Origin of the sequence: Neobacillus thermocopriae, assembly GCF_010975035.1 — a bacterium.
Lineage (GTDB): Bacteria > Bacillota > Bacilli > Bacillales > Cytobacillaceae > Neobacillus > Neobacillus thermocopriae.
In genome coordinates this window covers 1-16527 of sequence record NZ_JAAIUV010000036.1, presented here as the reverse complement: position 1 = coordinate 16527, position 16527 = coordinate 1, and the positions used below count along the sequence as shown (strand labels likewise).

Below are 16527 nucleotides of genomic sequence, written 5' to 3'. Positions count from 1 at the left end.
ATTAAATAGGTCCGGTGGTAATGGCGAGAAGGTCACACCCGTTCCCATACCGAACACGGAAGTTAAGCTTCTCAGCGCCGATGGTAGTTGGGGCGAAAGCCCCTGTGAGAGTAGGACGCTGCCGGGCAAAAAAGAACAACCAAAATTGGTTGTTCTTTTTTATATCTTTTTGGCTTCAAAAGGGATCAGCTTAAATGCCCTAGCACTGTGACACCAATGTTATTCGCCCTACGAACAGTTCACATCTAATTGTTTAAGTTACCGTTGATTCTGTTGGAGTGATCGTCACAGGAAAGAAGAGATAGCATAGATATTTCTCGATCTAAACGGTAGCTTTTGAGAGGAGGGCATACCACGCTAAGTAGGTTTCTTGCGCTTTTCAATTCTATTTTTTCGTTAAATATTGATAGATTAAAAATGGACTCTTCTTCATTGTTATATGGAGAAATGAATGAATAAAAGGATAATCTCGGTTAGGCATCATTTTTGTCAGTTCACTCCACCACTCTGTTTCATAGCGAGCAATCATGCTTAAGTTATACAACAGTAAGTAATGGATAAGCAGCTCAGGAAAATGAAGATATTTACTTTTATTTAATGGTAGGGCCCAGAATTTTTCTTCCCAATTTAATTTGAATGGGGATCCTTCTGAAATCCATCCTTCTCTCCATTTTAATTGAAGAGCATCTTTTGTAAACTCCACCTTTCCGCTAAATTTTGAAGCAATAAATTCCTTAAAACGATTTTCCGTCATATGATAATGATCAAGGATTTCATTTGGAATGACTAGTTCTTCACCTGTCATTTTCAGAGGAAAATGGGTCTTTTTCCCTGTAAGTAAATAGAACAACTCATCAAGCTCTGGTATGAGCTGCAATAGTTCCTCCATCTGAATTTTTTCTCCCTCTAAATGTTTCATGTGAAACATTTTTTCTGACATAACCGGGAAAAGTCCGTTTTTTTGTAACTTCACTTCATCTTGGAAAAAAAGATAGTTTTGTTTTTTTCTTTTCCTTGTAGAAACTCCATGTGCCAAGACGGCTGTTGTTTCCGGATAGGTAGGATCAGCGGTTAAAATACACGCTTTAATTAAGTGAACAAGACCATAAAAAAGCATAATCGGTTTAATGATAAGCGGTGCTTTTTCTGCTTGATCATAGTAAATTTGTCCATGCTCTAGGTAATAAAGAAAGGCATAACAGTTTTCATAGCTTTTTTGTTCTGGATTGTCAATCTGTGCCTTTACATAGCAATTTTTTAGAAAATCTTGACAATATTCAGCTGAAAAATAACAGGAGAAACTCTCCCAGCCTTTATATGTAATTCGCACAATAAAATCACTCTTTTCAGAAAAATCTTACTTATTTTCTTCTCTTGACAGTATTTTATCCAATTGATAACCTACAAATAATATTTTTTATCGTGGAGGCCGTTAAAATGTGGGAGACTAAGTTTGTAAAAGAAGGATTAACATTTGATGATGTATTACTTATTCCCGGGAAATCTGAAGTATTGCCTAAGGATGTTAATTTACAGGTAGAACTGTCACCGGCTGTTAAGCTTAATATCCCTATTATTAGTGCCGGAATGGATACTGTTACAGAATCAGAAATGGCCATTGCTATGGCCCGTCAAGGTGGACTTGGAATTATCCATAAAAATATGTCCATTGAACAACAGGCAGAACAAGTAGAGAAGGTAAAACGTTCTGAAAGTGGAGTCATAACTGATCCATTCTTTTTGACACCTGAACATCAAGTGTTTGATGCAGAGCATTTGATGGGGAAATATCGTATTTCCGGTGTTCCGATTGTTAATAATGTTGAGGAGCAAAAGCTTGTAGGGATTATTACAAATAGGGATCTCCGTTTTATTCAAGATTATTCCTTTAAAATTTCTGATGTAATGACAAAGGAAAATTTAATTACGGCTCCGGTTGGGACAACACTGAAGGAAGCAGAAAAGATACTCCAGAAGCACAAAATTGAAAAATTACCTCTCGTAGATGAGAATGGTGTGTTAAAAGGGTTAATTACCATTAAGGATATTGAAAAAGTTATTGAGTTTCCTAATTCAGCCAAGGATGCACAAGGTCGTTTATTAGCTGGTGCAGCAGTTGGCGTTACAAAGGACACGATGAAACGCGTTGATATGCTTGTAAAGGCAAACGTGGATGCTATTGTAGTAGATACAGCACATGGTCATTCTAAAGGTGTTCTTGATACTGTTAGACAAATCCGAGAGGCATATCCAAACTTAACCATTATTGCGGGCAATGTGGCAACTGCTGAAGCAACAAAGGATTTAATCGCCGCTGGTGCTGATGTCGTAAAGGTTGGAATTGGACCTGGCTCCATCTGTACAACAAGGGTTGTTGCCGGTGTTGGTGTTCCACAAATTACGGCTATATATGATTGTGCAACAGAAGCAATGAAGCATGGAAAAACCATTATTGCTGATGGTGGAATTAAATATTCAGGAGATATTGTCAAGGCGTTAGCAGCTGGTGGACATGCAGTTATGCTTGGAAGCTTGCTTGCAGGAGTATCAGAAAGCCCTGGAGAAACAGAAATTTTCCAAGGCCGCCGCTTTAAGGTTTACCGCGGAATGGGCTCAGTCGGAGCAATGGAGAAAGGTTCTAAAGACCGTTATTTCCAAGAAGATAATAAAAAGTTTGTCCCAGAAGGTATTGAAGGACGACTTCCATATAAAGGACCATTGGCGGATACGATTTATCAATTAGTTGGTGGTTTACGAGCAGGCATGGGTTATTGCGGTACGAAAGACCTGGAAGAATTAAGGATGAAAGCACAATTCGTAAGAATGACAGGTGCTGGTTTAAGAGAAAGCCACCCGCATGATGTTCAAATTACAAAAGAAGCGCCAAACTATTCTATACAATAAGTTTTTAAAAGAGCAGATTTTAATTCTGCTCTTTTTTCTTTTTGGTGAAAAAGCCCTAGCTTAATAGGAAAAATAACAATAAGATGATTCCAACCTCTGTCTATGATTTGTAGTAGAGTTATGTTAAAATAACCAAAGTGTAATAAATGATGGAGGGCGTTATTGTGAGTAGTTTAAATTTTAGAAAATATATTGCTAGTGCTATGGCTATAATTCTATTTTTTAGCCTTTTTGCCGGAGTCGAAAAAGTTGAAGCGGCACCAGCCTTAAATATCAATGCAGACGGGGCAATATTAATTGATGCGGAAACAGGAAAAGTTTTATATGAAAAAAATGCTGACAGTGTCCTAGGCGTAGCCAGCATGACAAAAATGATGACGGAATACTTATTGCTTGATGCTATCAAACACAAAAAAGTGAAATGGAATCAAGAATATCATGTAAGTGACCTAGTATATAAAATCTCTCAAGATCGTTCCTTATCCAATGTACCATTGCGTAAGGACGGTAAATATACGGTACGGGAACTTTATGAGGCAATGGTTATTTATTCAGCTAACGGAGCAACAATTGCCATTGCTGAGATAATCGCTGGATCGGAAACGAATTTTGTAAAGATGATGAACGAAAAAGCCAAAAAGTTGGGGTTAAAGGATTTTAAATTTGTTAACTCAACAGGTTTAAATAATAAAGATTATCATGGAGGACATACCGAAGGAACTGGTGCTGAAGAAGAAAACGTGATGTCACCACGTGCGGTAGCAAAACTAGCTTTTCATCTAATTAATGAATATCCAGAAGTTTTAAAGACTGCTAGCATTCCAAGGAAAGTTTTCCGTGAAGGAACAGAAGACCGTATTGAAATGATAAACTGGAATGAGATGCTACCAACATTATTGTACAGCTATGAAGGAATTGATGGTTTAAAAACAGGTACAACGGATTTTGCCGGTTATTGTTTTACTGGGACAGCAAGCCGTGATGGCAAAAGGTTTATCACTGTTGTCCAAAACGCGGTAGATTCAAGTGGTAAAGGTAGCTATAAAGCTCGTTTTGATGAAACGAGAAAAATGATGGATTATGCTTTTAATAATACAACAAAGGAAGAAATGGTCCCTAAACATTTCCAAGTGAAGGGGAAAGAAACTCTTCCAGTATCGAAGGGTAAGGAAAAACAGGTAAAAATTCATACAAAATCAGCATTGAATATGATTATTGAAAATGGTGAAAAGGAAAACTATAAACCTGTATTAGTTCTTGATAAAAACAAAGTCAATAAAAAAGGTGAATTGACGGCTCCAATTAAAAAAGGGGAAAAGGTTGGATATATTAAGCTAGTGCCAAAGAATGGTGAGAAAATCACCTATTTAACAAAAGAAGGTCAAAAGAAGGCACAAGTAGATGTGGTTGCTGCTGAAAATGTAGAAAAAGCAAATTGGTTCATCCTTATGATAAGAGGAATTGGAAACTTCTTTGGCGATGTTTGGGATAGTATTTTCTCTACTATTAAAGGATGGTTCTAATAGTCAAAAGTGAAATATTGGAAGGATTCTTGTCTTGACAGGAATCCTTTTTTGTTGATTTAATAATTTTATGAAAAAAGTATTTCTATTAGAAAGATTAATAAAATAATAGAACTATTTTTTAATATGGTGAAGCCAAGGGGGATTATGGAAATGAGAACAGGTACTGACAGAGTAAAGCGCGGTATGGCAGAAATGCAAAAGGGCGGCGTCATTATGGACGTTGTGAATGCAGAACAGGCAAAGACTGCAGAGGAAGCGGGAGCCGTCGCTGTTATGGCTTTAGAGCGCGTTCCTTCTGATATTCGCGCAGCAGGTGGGGTAGCAAGAATGGCTGACCCGACTATTGTGGAAGAAGTTATGAACGCGGTTTCTATTCCTGTAATGGCTAAGGCTAGAATTGGTCATATTGTGGAAGCAAGAGTTCTTGAAGCTATGGGGGTAGATTATATCGATGAGAGTGAAGTATTGACCCCAGCTGATGAAGAATTCCATTTAAATAAAAAGGAATTTACGGTACCATTTGTTTGCGGTTGTCGTGACCTTGGCGAAGCAGCAAGAAGAATTGGCGAAGGTGCTTCTATGCTTCGGACAAAGGGAGAGCCAGGTACAGGCAACATTGTCGAAGCGGTTCGTCATATCCGTAAAGTAAATGCTCAAGTTCGTAAGGTTGTGTCAATGAGTGAGGATGAGCTCATGACAGAAGCGAAGCTGTTAGGCGCACCTTATGAGGTTCTACTTGAAATTAAACGACTTGGCCGCCTTCCAGTTGTAAATTTTGCGGCTGGTGGTGTTGCAACTCCTGCTGATGCAGCCTTAATGATGCAATTAGGTGCAGACGGTGTATTCGTAGGTTCTGGTATTTTCAAATCAGAAAATCCAGCAAAATTTGCACGTGCAATCGTTGAAGCGACAACTCATTACCAAGACTATGAATTAATTGCTGAGCTTTCAAAAGGGTTGGGCACACCAATGAAGGGAATTGAAATCCATACCCTTGCTCCTGAAGCACGTATGCAAGACAGAGGCTGGTAATAAGAAAAGTGGAAGCGTCTTATTTAAGGAGCCAAGATTAGCCAAGTGGATATTTAAGGTTAGCCTACTTGTTGGCTTAGCCGGGATCAAGTGCCTCTGGACGCAGGAGCTGGATAGAATTATCCTTACAAAAGGAATCGGCCAATGACGCCGATTTCTTTAATGAAAAGGGGGATTGTCATGACAAAAATTGGCGTTCTTGCATTGCAAGGTGCGGTCCGCGAGCATATCCAATCTTTAGAAGCATGCGGCGTTGAAGCAGTTGCAATTAAGCGAAAAGAAGAACTGCAAGAGGTTGATGGACTTATTCTGCCTGGCGGAGAAAGTACGACCATGCGCAGATTAATAGATAAATATGATTTCATGGATGATTTAAAAGCATTTGCTAGTAGTGGAAAACCAATGTTTGGTACATGTGCGGGCCTTATTTTATTGGCAAAAAACATTGTTGGTTATGATGAGCCTCATCTCGGTTTAATGGACGTTACGGTGGAGCGTAATTCATTCGGACGCCAAGTGGATAGCTTTGAGGCTGACCTCGCGATCAATGGAGTGGCTGATAATTTCACTGCTGTGTTTATTCGCGCTCCACACATCGTCGAGGCAGGAGAAAATGTAGAGGTACTGTCAAAGCATAATGGACGCATCGTTGCTGCACGTGAGGGTCAATTCCTTGGCTGTTCATTTCATCCGGAGCTGACTGAAGACCATCGCTTAACCGCCTACTTCGTTAAGATGGTAGAAGAGGCTAAGCAAAAGCAACTTGTTTAATATCTGAATAAATTGGTTGCTTTTGGTTTATAATTATAGTAAATTTAGTATTACACAAAATATGTTAAAGCAATGAGAGGAATTAGTAACAAGAGGTTCGTTCTAAAGAGAGCCGGTGGCTGGTGTAAACCGGTGAATGACACTTGTGAATCCATCCTTGAGTAAAGTACGGAATACTCCGGTTTTAGGAGTTAGTAAGTACTTTCGGTATTAAACCGTTATTTTTAATGAGGTGGACAGCAGCTGTTGTCAACCAGGGTGGTAACGCGGGTAACTCTCGTCCCTGTTTAGGGACGGGAGTTTTTTATTTAAAATTTAAGAATGTATATTTGACTTTGAGAATGGTCTAGAGAAGCGCTTTAGCGTCGAGATGCTTTTGCTTCCCGCCCTACGATCAGTTAATATCGAATTGCCGTCGGCTTTTCGAGTTTCCTTTTATCTCAGTTCGAGGAATCATGAGGAAATAGTTTGTGACAAAAGTGGTTGCACTAAAGAGAAAGCTATATGCCACAAACCAGGGCGACTTCGCTTTTCTAAGTCCACGTGTAGTAGGCTGAAAATGAAGAGGATAAAAAACTAATAAAGGAGTGTATTAACAATGCTAGATTTAAAATATCTACGGGCTAATTTTGCTGAAGTAAAAGAAAAACTTAAATATCGTGGAGAAGATTTAACAGATCTCGGTAAGTTTGAAGAATTGGATGTAAGAAGAAGAGAGTTAATTGTCGAAGCTGAGAAGCTTAAATCTAAGCGTAATGAGGTTTCACAGCAGGTTGCTGCATTAAAGCGAGAGAAGAAGGATGCAGATCACCTTATTCAGGAAATGCGCCAAGTTGGAGAACGTATTAAGGAGCTAGATGATGAACTTCGTGGAGTAGAAGAAACGTTAGAAACGTTACTGTTAAGCATCCCTAATATTCCGCATGAATCTGTTCCAGTTGGTGAAACAGAAGATGATAACGTAGAAATTAGAAAATGGGGGCAAATCCGAGAATTTAATTTCGAAGCTAAACCGCACTGGGAAATTGCGGATCGTTTAGGCATACTTGATTTTGAAAGAGCAGGCAAGGTTACAGGCAGTCGATTTGTTTTTTATAAAGGGCTAGGTGCTCGCCTTGAACGTGCTTTAATGAGCTTTATGCTTGATTTACATGTTGATGAACATGGCTATACGGAAATGATTCCTCCATACTTGGTGAACCGGGCCAGCATGACAGGTACAGGTCAGCTTCCTAAATTTGAAGAAGATGCTTTCCTCATTGAAAGTGAAGATTACTTCCTAGTTCCAACTGCAGAAGTACCGGTGACTAATTACTATCGTGATGAAATTCTAAATGGGGATGAGCTTCCTATTCGCTTTGCGGCTTATAGTGCTTGTTTCCGTTCTGAGGCTGGCTCAGCAGGGCGTGACACAAGGGGACTTATTCGCCAGCATCAGTTTAATAAGGTAGAGCTAGTCAAGTTTGTGAAGCCAGAGGATTCTTATGAGGAGCTTGAGAAATTGACTAACGAAGCTGAAAAGGTGCTGCAACTTTTAGAATTGCCATATCGTGTTTTGAGCATGTGTACAGGAGATCTTGGCTTTACCGCAGCGAAGAAGTATGATATTGAGGTTTGGATCCCAAGCTACGGTACCTATCGAGAAATTTCTTCTTGCAGTAATTTTGAAGCCTTTCAGGCACGACGGGCAAATATTCGCTTCCGCCGTGATCCGAAATCAAAGCCGGAGCATGTTCATACGCTTAACGGTTCAGGCCTCGCCATTGGCCGCACAGTCGCAGCCATTTTAGAAAATTATCAGCAAGAAGATGGTAGTGTTGTGATTCCAACCGTACTTCGTCCATATATGGGCAACAGGGAAGTTATTAAGCCAGTATAGTCAATCTTAACCGGGCGAATTTTCGTCCGGTTAAGGTATAATTAGCATTGACATAGGGATACTAATGTGGTAAATTATTTTTTGTTGTTACGGAGGAATACCCAAGTCTGGCTGAAGGGGTCGGTCTTGAAAACCGAGAGGCGGTGAAAGCCGCGCGGGGGTTCGAATCCCTCTTCCTCCGCCATATATCACATTTAATACGCGCATAAAAACTGGAGATAAAAATTCGTTACATGTATGTAACGGATTTTTTTTTGACTTTGAAAGTGGTTTTGTGCAAGCTTCCTCACGGCGAGACGCTTTCACACTCCGCCCTATGATCGGTTAACACCGAATTTCGTTTAGCTCATCATGTTTCTTTTCTTTAAGTTGGAGCGCTACACAATGAAAGCTTTGATCGCATATGCATCACGTGACTGAAAGCGACCGCTTTTGGCAGAAGGTTAAACACCACTTCTCAAAGCGCTTGAGTTTATTTCATAAAAATAACGCATAATGGATTATCCAATATGCGTCTTTGAGGTACTAAGAATTTCATTTAATTTTTCTTCTACTGCATGACAAACTTTTCTTGCGTCTGCCTCACTTTTGATGACATCGGTTGTATCCATGTCGATGATTAATACTTCACTTGCATTATAGCGATTCATAACCCATTCGTCGTAACCCTTCCAAACCTCGAAATAATACTCCTTTAATTCAGGATTAATTTCAAAGCTTCGTCCGCGGGACATAATCCGTTCAATAACTGTTTCAAAGGACCCTTTTAAATAAACCATTAATTCAGGTGCTTTTTTCGGGAGTTCCTCTAACTCCTCCATCATATTGTCAACTAGGTCTTCATAAATTTTGAATTCCAAATCGGAAATTCGCCCGAGGTTTTTATTTACATAAGCAAAATACCAGTCTTCATAAATGGATCGGTCTTGAATGGTATAGATCGGATTTTTCCAGTTAATGCAGTCCTTTACGGTTTTAAACCGTTTGTTTAGAAAAAACAATTGCAAGAGAAAAGGGATCCTTCTTGCCTCCAATTCTTCTGGCGTTAACTCATAATAAAGCGGAAGAATTGGATTGTCATCCACCGATTCATAAAAAACTTTACTTTCAATACCTTTATTTTGAAAGTGTTCCTTCAAAATATCCGCAACACTTGTTTTCCCAAGACCAATCATGCCGCCAATAACGATACTCACTAACATCCCCCTGTTCTATATTGTGTTTGTCCAGCTTCCGGCGCTAAGTGTTGATGCAAGTTTTTCAAAAATATATTCTAAATCTTGTCTGTTTTTTACGAAATCCAACTCATCGCCGTTAAAACGGAGGACTGGAATTTCTGGATGCTCTTTTTCGAAAATTGCCATGGTACGATCATAATCTAGCGAAAGCTGTTCTAAATAAAGTGGACTAATATTTTTTTCCACTTCTCTGCCTCTTTTCTTAATACGCTTTAATAGTGTATCAAGGCTGGCACTTAAATATATAATTACATTCGGACGCGGCATATCTTCCGTCAAGATTTGATAGATCTGATAGTATTTTTTGTATTCTTCATGATTTAAAGTCCGCTTAGCAAAAATCAAATTTTTAAAAATATGATAGTCTGCCACAACAGCTTGACTTTTGCAAATATATTGGGTATTGATATCGCTTAATTGCTTATAACGATTACAGAGGAAAAACATTTCCGTCTGGAAACTCCACTCCTCAATGTTTTCATAAAATTTTCCTAGGAATGGATTTTCATCAACAATCTCTTTCAAGAGATTGAATTTGAAATGTTCTGAAATAGCTTTTGCAAGAGATGTTTTTCCTACACCAATCGGCCCCTCAACGGTTATAAAGGGTGTCCCCCCCATTTGCTGCGCCTCCTTCTCCAATTGCCTGCACATTTTAGCATTTACCGTATGTCACCGGAAAATCTTTGCATCTATATATCTAAAAAACGATTCATGGCGACAAATATCTACAACAGGAATCGAGTAATTCTACTGTAAATTGACACAAAGAATATTGTAACACAATCTGATACAGGAAGGGATATGGAATTTTTAAGGAAGTTTTTAAAAAGAAGTAAACAAAAAAACCGCCGAAATAACGGCAGTGTGAGAAAATGATTTAATTTTCACGTTTTGTGACATTAAAGTTGTCGACAATTAATAACCAATTTTGCGGGAACGATAGTCCAAGCTTCCAATAGCTCATTCCTCTTAAATTCATTTCCTTAATTAGATCAAACTTTGCTTGAATGGAGCGAGCATCTTCAAACCAAACTTCGTGCTGCTTTCCTTCATCATCTGTATATCTGAAAAAGGGTGCCTGTGCCTTCATATCATATTGAATCGGGACATTTTCTCTAGCAGCAATTTGAATAGCCTGCTGCGGGCTGACCGCTTTTGCAACCGTACCCTGTACAAACGGAAGTGTCCAATCATAGCCATAAAGATTTTGACCCATTAGGATTTTTTCCGGAGGTATTTCGGTTACGGCATAATCAAGGACCCTTCTTACTTGATCAATTGGAGAAACGGCCATCGCAGGGCCATCACTGTATCCCCACTCATAGGTCATGATGACAACAAAATCGACTATTTCTCCATGGGCCTTATAATCGTGCGCTTCATACCATAATCCCTCTTGAGTGGCACTAGTTTTCGGTGCAAGGGCTGTTGACATGAGCCATCCTTCATTTTGAAATCTTTGTTTTGCCTTCCGAAGAAAACGATTATATGCCTCACGGTCAGCAGGACGTAAAAACTCGAAATCAAAATGAATGTCCCGAAATCCATATCTTTTTGCGGTAGCAACAATATTATCAAGGAAGCGGTCTTGAACAGTCATATCATTTAATAAAATTCGGCCTAATTCGTCACTGAATTGATCTTGTTCTTGGTTGTTGATCACCATCATTAAAACATTGCGGTTTGCTCTAGCGATAGCGGGAAAATTATTTAGTAATGGTGGTTTTAATGATCCATCCCGGTTGACTTGAAAGCTGAAGGGGGCTAAATAGGTTAAATAAGGTGCTGCTTCCCGAGCGGCGTTTTCTAATTCAGGGGCAACCGATGTTCCACGCGGCTCTACGTAGGCATTAAACTCTGCATTGCGTTTTCTACCTTGTGGAATGTAAAGACGTAAGCCGACAGAAAGGGGCTGATTAGCTGGTATTCGATTAATTCGAGCAAGTTCTTGGTATGGAATCCCAAATCTTCTACCAATAGAAAATAATGAATCACCTTGTTGGACGAAATAAAAACGGCCTACAATGGGAATAACAATGGACTGTCCTACAACTAGATCATTTGGGTTTGGTAGTTCATTTGCCTCAATAATATCTTGTACCGTTGTTTGATAGGTTCTGGCAATGGAAGATAACGTTTCATTTGGTCTTATGACATGGATTTGCATCTCTATCCCTCCTTATCAAACATACACTACAACCATTCTATGAGGGTGTGAGAGGATACATGTTATAATGTTGTTAAATTTGATGAAGGGTGTAAGGTAAAGGCGGTAAACAAATGGAAAACCAAGATGAATTATTTATGCTAGAAGCAATAAAGGAAGCACAGAAAGCTGATGAAATAAACGAAGTTCCAATCGGTGCGGTTATTGTCCATGACGGTAAAATTATTTCTCGCGCTCATAACTTAAGAGAAAGTGAACAGAATGCGCTTGCTCATGCGGAGCTATTAGCTATTGACAAAGCCTGCAAGTCAATGGGATCCTGGCGTCTTGAGGATACTACATTATATGTTACACTTGAACCTTGCCCAATGTGTGCCGGTGCCATTGTTTTATCCCGAGTTAAACGCGTGGTGTACGGTGCGGCAGACCCTAAGGGTGGCTGTGCGGGGACATTGATGAACCTTTTACAGGATTCGCGCTTTAATCACCAAAGTGAGGTTGTCCGCGGTGTGTTGGAAAAAGAATGTGGACAGATGCTTACCAATTTTTTTCGAAATATTAGAGAGCGAAAGAAATTAGAAAAAATAAATGCCAAAAAGTGAATTTACAGTAATTTACATTAGATATTCATTGCTTTTTTTTAAGAATGCTTGTATACTAAAAAGGCGTCAAATATGACGCAACTTAATAATTGGTATCAACTTTGCCGCGCTAGGTGGGGAGGTAGCGGTGCCCTGTACCCGCAATCCGCTCTAGCGGGACTGAATCCCTTCCCGAGGCTTACGACCTGTAGGGTCTGCCTTAAGTAAGTGGTGTTGACGCCTGGGTCCTGCGCAATGGGAATCCATGAACCATGTCAGGTCCGGAAGGAAGCAGCATTAAGTGGACGCTCCCATGTGCCGCAGGGGTGCCTGGGCCGAGCTAACTGCTTAAGTAACGCTTATGGGCGTAAGTCGACGGAAGGTGCGCGGTAGTGATTTTATACATAAGAGAAAAAAGTAGTCTACGTTTTTTATGGAGAAGAACGAAGTACGTTAAAAACTAAATTTCGAAAAAGTAAAAATATAACAAACTCATCTCAGTCTAGGGATGAGTTTTTTTATGAACTTTATTGATACACTTTGAAATATGAAAAAGGGATACGTTATAATAGTTTTAATGATTACTTTGAAGGGGGCGATCGACGTATGTCTTATCAAGCTTTATACCGTGTCTGGCGACCACAGGCATTTATTGATGTAGTCGGACAAGAACATGTGACAAAGACATTGCAAAACGCCCTGCTTCAGCAAAAAATATCACATGCGTATCTTTTTTCAGGTCCAAGAGGAACAGGTAAGACGAGTGCCGCTAAAATATTAGCAAAGGCAATTAACTGTGAGCATGCCCCCGTAGCGGAACCTTGTAACGAGTGTGAGGCCTGTCGTGGGATTACCAATGGCACGATTCCTGATGTCCTAGAATTTGACGCTGCATCTAACTCTAGAGTAGAAGAGATGCGGGATGTTCTGGATAAGGTAAAGTTTGCTCCAACCGCGGTTAACTACAAGGTCTACATCATTGACGAAGTGCACATGCTTTCCATTAGTGCCTTTAATGCCTTGCTTAAAACGTTGGAAGAACCGCCAAAGCATGTCATTTTTATATTAGCAACAACAGAGCCTCACAAAATACCGTTAACCATTATTTCCCGATGTCAGCGTTTTGATTTTAGACGTATTACGGCAAAATCAATTGTAAATAGGATGAAATTAATTGTAGATGAAACGGGAGTAGACTGCGACGATCGGGCACTTCAAATGATTGCCAGAGCCGCAGATGGAGGCATGCGGGACGCATTAAGTTTATTGGATCAAGCCATATCTTATAGCCAAGACCGTGTGACAGTGGAGGATGCCCTAACAGTTACAGGGGCCGTTTCGCAAGGCTTTTTAAATAAAATGGCCAGAGCATTTCAGGAAAAGGATGTAGCAAGCGGATTAGACTCTCTCGAAGAGCTTTTATTTCATGGGAAAGATCCGGTGCGATTTATTGAAGATTTGATTTTGTTTTATAGGGATATGCTCCTTTATAAAACGGCACCAAACTTGGAAGAATCGCTTGAGAGAGCTATGCTTGATGAAGATTTTCGCCTTTTAGCTGAGGCGACTTCTGCGGAACAACTTTATCAGTATATAGAATTTCTGAATAAAACCCAGCAGGAAATGCGCTGGACTAATCATCCGCGGATTTTCCTTGAAGTGGCAGTTGTCAAGCTTTGTCAAATGGAAACCAAGCAAAGAGAGGCAGCTTCATCTGAACAATTGGAAAAGTTGTTGCAGAGGATTGACCAGCTTGAACAGGAATTGAACCAATTAAAGACAAATGGCATAGCTGCAACAGCGCAAGAAACGGCACCACAACAACAAAAGCCTGCTCCAAGAACAACAAGAAATACGTTCCAAGCGCCTGTTGGAAAAATTAACGAGGTTTTAAAAGCAGCAACCAAGAGTGACTTACAGTTAGTTAAATCGAATTGGGGCGAAATGAGAGCTGGTTTGATGAAATCACACGCTGCTCTATTGAATGAGGCAGAGCCAGTGGCAGCTTCTGATACTGCAGTAATTATTAAATTTAAGCATGAGATGATCTGCCAAATGGCCATGAGCAGAAAGGATTTTCTCGAGGCTGTTTCAGCTTCCTTTAGTAAATTAACTGGTAAGAGGTTTTTAATACTAGGGGTACCTGAAGAACAATGGCTAACAATTCGGGAAAATTTTATAAACAGTCAGCATAGCGATGAAGGAGAAAACAGTGGAACTCCTGAGGAGGAAGAACCGCATATTGCTGAGGCAAAGAAACTGTTTGGTGCTGAATTTGTAGAAATTATTGATTAAGCATTGGAGGAATTATAATGATGCGTGGTATGGGAAATATGCAAAATATGATGAAACAAATGCAAAAAATGCAAAAGAAAATGCAAGAGGCTCAGGAACAATTAGGCCAAGAGAAAGTTGAAGGGACTTCTGGCGGTGGGATGGTTAAAGTTGTTGTTACCGGTCATAAAGAAGTCGTAGATGTTCAAATAAAACCGGAAGCAGTAGACCCAGATGATATCGAAATGCTCCAAGACCTTGTTCTTGCTGCTGTAAATGATGCGCTTAAGAAAGCAGATGAATTGACAAATAATACAATGGGTCAATTTACAAAAGGATTAAATCTTCCGTTTTAGTATTAGTATAAAAACAATGCGCGGATTTTGCGTTAAAAATCAGATCAACAGAGCAGAGTGCCTTACTAATATAAGGGAAAACCTTAGTTAAAAGGCACTTTCATTTTTTGTGAGAGGAAAATTGAACATGCATTATCCTGAACCGATTTCAAAGTTGATTGATAGTTTTATGAAACTGCCCGGCATTGGCCCTAAAACAGCTGCACGTCTAGCTTTTTTCGTCTTAAGTATGAAAGAGGATACCGTCCTCGATTTTGCTAAAGCGTTAGTCAATGCGAAACGAAATTTAACTTATTGCTCAGTCTGCGGCCATATCACAGATCAAAATCCTTGTTATATTTGTGAAGATCAGCGTCGAGATAGGAGCATCATATGTGTAGTGCAGGATCCGAAAGATGTAATTGCTATGGAAAAAATGAAGGAATTTAACGGGTTATACCATGTCTTGCATGGAGCAATTTCTCCTATGGATGGGATTGGGCCCGAGGATATAAATATTCCTGATTTGTTAAAGCGTCTCCAAGATGAAACGGTACAAGAGGTAATTCTAGCAACGAATCCTAATATTGAAGGCGAAGCAACAGCTATGTATATTTCACGTTTGTTAAAGCCTTCAGGTATTAAAACAACAAGAATTGCCCATGGTCTGCCGGTTGGAGGGGATCTTGAATACGCAGATGAGGTTACCTTATCGAAAGCTTTAGAGGGCAGAAGGGAAGTATAATAAAGTAACAGTTCATTCCGGGGGTATTGTGAATGTTTTTTCGGCGCAAAGGGCGGCTTAAAAAAGAGTATGATGAAAAGGTAATTATGCAATTAAATCGTTTCAAGGAGAATTGGCAGAAAGAAAAACTTTTTTTGGAAAGAAGCCTTGATCCCTCCGAAGAGGTCGTCTGCCAGACTAAAATTGCAGAAGCGAAATACATTTTTCTTTTAAAAGAAGCAAAAAACAGAAATGTCAGTTTGAAATGAGCTCAAGTTAATACTTGGGCTTTTTTTGGTCTATATTTTATGGCTTGTACATATTTTTTATTGAAAGATACCTTTGGAGGAGGTAAGTCTTATTGAATCCAATTCTCATCATAGCTGTATTAGGGGGATTAATTATTTTATTATTGTTCTCAGGAGCGCCAATTAAGCCTGCTCGATTTGTGGGCTTAGCCGCGATAAAGATATTAATTGGAGCCCTATTTTTATTTTTTTTAAACACATTAGGCAATCAGTACGGTATTCATGTACCAATTAATTTTATCACTTCCGCTATCTCCGGATTTTTAGGCATTCCCGGTTTATTTGCTTTGGTAGCTATTCAACAATGGGTTCTTTAATACCAACCCGCTGAATTCAGTGGGTTTATTTTTTTGAAAAAAGGAGTTGACGGATAGATATAGATATAGTAATATATAAAAGGTCGCTGAGTTAATAGCGACAAACAAAAAAGTTGTTGACAAAAACAACTTCACATGATATATTAAAAAAGTCGTTTTGATTACGATGGAATATCGATCTTTGAAAACTAAACAACCTAAAACGTCAACAAATCACAACATTCGTTTCTATTGAAACGAAGCCAACGTTAATTTATGAGCTAATCAACTTTTTTGGAGAGTTTGATCCTGGCTCAGGACGAACGCTGGCGGCGTGCCTAATACATGCAAGTCGAGCGGATCAATAGAAGCTTGCTTCTGTTGGTTAGCGGCGGACGGGTGAGTAACACGTGGGCAACCTGCCTGTAAGACTGGGATAACTTCGGGAAACCGGAGCTAATACCGGATAATTCATCCCCTCGCATGAGG

The 16527-nt window shown here is 39.5% G+C and carries 15 protein-coding genes, 1 tRNA gene, 2 rRNA genes, 1 other RNA gene and 1 other annotated feature; of the genes, 15 read left to right on the top strand and 4 right to left on the bottom strand.

Going from position 1 to position 16527, the window contains the following annotated elements; genetic code table 11:
- Positions 1-10 precede the first annotated feature (10 nt).
- Positions 11-127, top strand: a 5S ribosomal RNA gene (rrf, locus tag G4Z05_RS15570).
- 258 nt (positions 128-385) lie between these two features.
- Here the strand turns inward: rrf and G4Z05_RS15565 are convergent.
- Positions 386-1330 carry a YaaC family protein gene (locus tag G4Z05_RS15565; protein ID WP_163252680.1) on the bottom strand — a complete coding sequence of 315 codons (945 nt, stop codon included), beginning with the start codon at positions 1328-1330 and terminating at the stop codon, positions 386-388.
- 107 nt (positions 1331-1437) lie between these two features.
- Here G4Z05_RS15565 and guaB point away from each other — a divergent pair, with 107 nt between their 5' ends.
- From guaB to G4Z05_RS15535, 6 genes are all read left to right on the top strand, one after another.
- Positions 1438-2904: an IMP dehydrogenase gene (guaB, locus tag G4Z05_RS15560; RefSeq protein WP_038538192.1), complete on the top strand. Its 1467-nt coding sequence runs from the start codon at positions 1438-1440 to the stop codon at positions 2902-2904.
- Positions 2905-3053: 149 nt separating this feature from the next.
- The gene (locus G4Z05_RS15555; RefSeq protein ID WP_038538195.1) at positions 3054-4427 is read left to right on the top strand and encodes a D-alanyl-D-alanine carboxypeptidase family protein; all 1374 of its coding nucleotides are present in this window, start codon (positions 3054-3056) and stop codon (positions 4425-4427) included.
- Positions 4428-4580: 153 nt separating this feature from the next.
- The gene (gene pdxS, locus G4Z05_RS15550; RefSeq protein ID WP_163252679.1) at positions 4581-5462 is read left to right on the top strand and encodes a pyridoxal 5'-phosphate synthase lyase subunit PdxS; all 882 of its coding nucleotides are present in this window, start codon (positions 4581-4583) and stop codon (positions 5460-5462) included.
- Between the two features lie 180 nt (positions 5463-5642).
- Entirely contained in the window at positions 5643-6233 is a 591-nt protein-coding gene (gene pdxT, locus G4Z05_RS15545; RefSeq protein ID WP_038538200.1) for a pyridoxal 5'-phosphate synthase glutaminase subunit PdxT, read from the top strand.
- A gap of 63 nt (positions 6234-6296) precedes the next feature.
- Positions 6297-6521 (top strand) — a binding site (T-box leader).
- Positions 6522-6831: 310 nt separating this feature from the next.
- On the top strand, positions 6832-8112 hold the full coding sequence (serS, locus tag G4Z05_RS15540; protein ID WP_163184262.1) for a serine--tRNA ligase: 1281 nt from the start codon (positions 6832-6834) through the stop codon (positions 8110-8112).
- Between the two features lie 91 nt (positions 8113-8203).
- A tRNA-Ser gene (locus G4Z05_RS15535) sits at positions 8204-8296 on the top strand.
- A gap of 316 nt (positions 8297-8612) precedes the next feature.
- Here G4Z05_RS15535 and G4Z05_RS15530 read toward each other — a convergent pair.
- The 3 genes from G4Z05_RS15530 to G4Z05_RS15520 all read right to left on the bottom strand — a co-directional run bounded on the left by G4Z05_RS15530 (position 8613) and on the right by G4Z05_RS15520 (position 11520).
- Positions 8613-9308: a deoxynucleoside kinase gene (locus G4Z05_RS15530; protein WP_163252677.1), complete on the bottom strand. Its 696-nt coding sequence runs from the start codon at positions 9306-9308 to the stop codon at positions 8613-8615.
- A gap of 15 nt (positions 9309-9323) precedes the next feature.
- Positions 9324-9971 (bottom strand): deoxynucleoside kinase, encoded by a 648-nt coding sequence (locus tag G4Z05_RS15525; protein WP_038538209.1) that lies wholly within the window; start codon positions 9969-9971, stop codon positions 9324-9326.
- A 259-nt stretch (positions 9972-10230) separates the two neighbouring features.
- Positions 10231-11520 (bottom strand): glycoside hydrolase family 18 protein, encoded by a 1290-nt coding sequence (locus tag G4Z05_RS15520; protein WP_163252676.1) that lies wholly within the window; start codon positions 11518-11520, stop codon positions 10231-10233.
- A 113-nt stretch (positions 11521-11633) separates the two neighbouring features.
- On the opposite strand from G4Z05_RS15520, the gene tadA reads away from it, so the two are divergent.
- The 8 genes from tadA to G4Z05_RS15480 form a co-directional block, all read left to right on the top strand.
- Complete coding sequence (gene tadA, locus G4Z05_RS15515) at positions 11634-12122, top strand: tRNA adenosine(34) deaminase TadA (RefSeq protein WP_163252674.1); 489 nt, start codon at positions 11634-11636, stop codon at positions 12120-12122.
- A gap of 104 nt (positions 12123-12226) precedes the next feature.
- Positions 12227-12491: signal recognition particle sRNA large type (ffs, locus tag G4Z05_RS15510), an RNA gene on the top strand.
- Between the two features lie 216 nt (positions 12492-12707).
- Positions 12708-14396 (top strand): DNA polymerase III subunit gamma/tau, encoded by a 1689-nt coding sequence (gene dnaX, locus G4Z05_RS15505; RefSeq protein ID WP_038538219.1) that lies wholly within the window; start codon positions 12708-12710, stop codon positions 14394-14396.
- A gap of 20 nt (positions 14397-14416) precedes the next feature.
- Positions 14417-14731 (top strand): YbaB/EbfC family nucleoid-associated protein, encoded by a 315-nt coding sequence (locus G4Z05_RS15500; protein ID WP_038542001.1) that lies wholly within the window; start codon positions 14417-14419, stop codon positions 14729-14731.
- Between the two features lie 127 nt (positions 14732-14858).
- Complete coding sequence (recR, locus tag G4Z05_RS15495) at positions 14859-15455, top strand: recombination mediator RecR (protein ID WP_038538222.1); 597 nt, start codon at positions 14859-14861, stop codon at positions 15453-15455.
- Positions 15456-15487: 32 nt separating this feature from the next.
- Complete coding sequence (locus tag G4Z05_RS15490; protein WP_038538225.1) at positions 15488-15703, top strand: YaaL family protein; 216 nt, start codon at positions 15488-15490, stop codon at positions 15701-15703.
- A 92-nt stretch (positions 15704-15795) separates the two neighbouring features.
- Positions 15796-16059: a pro-sigmaK processing inhibitor BofA family protein gene (locus tag G4Z05_RS15485; protein WP_038538226.1), complete on the top strand. Its 264-nt coding sequence runs from the start codon at positions 15796-15798 to the stop codon at positions 16057-16059.
- A 270-nt stretch (positions 16060-16329) separates the two neighbouring features.
- Positions 16330-16527 (top strand): 16S ribosomal RNA (locus G4Z05_RS15480); the annotation flags it as partial.

Coding starts and splice junctions, on each gene's coding strand:
- G4Z05_RS15525 (WP_038538209.1), bottom strand. CDS start 9,971: ATGGGGGGGACACCCTTTATAACCGTTGAGGGGCCGATTGGTGTAGGA.
- G4Z05_RS15490 (WP_038538225.1), top strand. CDS start 15,488: ATGTTTTTTCGGCGCAAAGGGCGGCTTAAAAAAGAGTATGATGAAAAG.
- G4Z05_RS15500 (WP_038542001.1), top strand. CDS start 14,417: ATGCGTGGTATGGGAAATATGCAAAATATGATGAAACAAATGCAAAAA.
- tadA (WP_163252674.1), top strand. CDS start 11,634: ATGGAAAACCAAGATGAATTATTTATGCTAGAAGCAATAAAGGAAGCA.
- guaB (WP_038538192.1), top strand. CDS start 1,438: ATGTGGGAGACTAAGTTTGTAAAAGAAGGATTAACATTTGATGATGTA.
- serS (WP_163184262.1), top strand. CDS start 6,832: ATGCTAGATTTAAAATATCTACGGGCTAATTTTGCTGAAGTAAAAGAA.
- pdxS (WP_163252679.1), top strand. CDS start 4,581: ATGAGAACAGGTACTGACAGAGTAAAGCGCGGTATGGCAGAAATGCAA.
- G4Z05_RS15520 (WP_163252676.1), bottom strand. CDS start 11,520: ATGCAAATCCATGTCATAAGACCAAATGAAACGTTATCTTCCATTGCC.
- dnaX (WP_038538219.1), top strand. CDS start 12,708: ATGTCTTATCAAGCTTTATACCGTGTCTGGCGACCACAGGCATTTATT.
- G4Z05_RS15555 (WP_038538195.1), top strand. CDS start 3,054: ATGGAGGGCGTTATTGTGAGTAGTTTAAATTTTAGAAAATATATTGCT.
- pdxT (WP_038538200.1), top strand. CDS start 5,643: ATGACAAAAATTGGCGTTCTTGCATTGCAAGGTGCGGTCCGCGAGCAT.
- recR (WP_038538222.1), top strand. CDS start 14,859: ATGCATTATCCTGAACCGATTTCAAAGTTGATTGATAGTTTTATGAAA.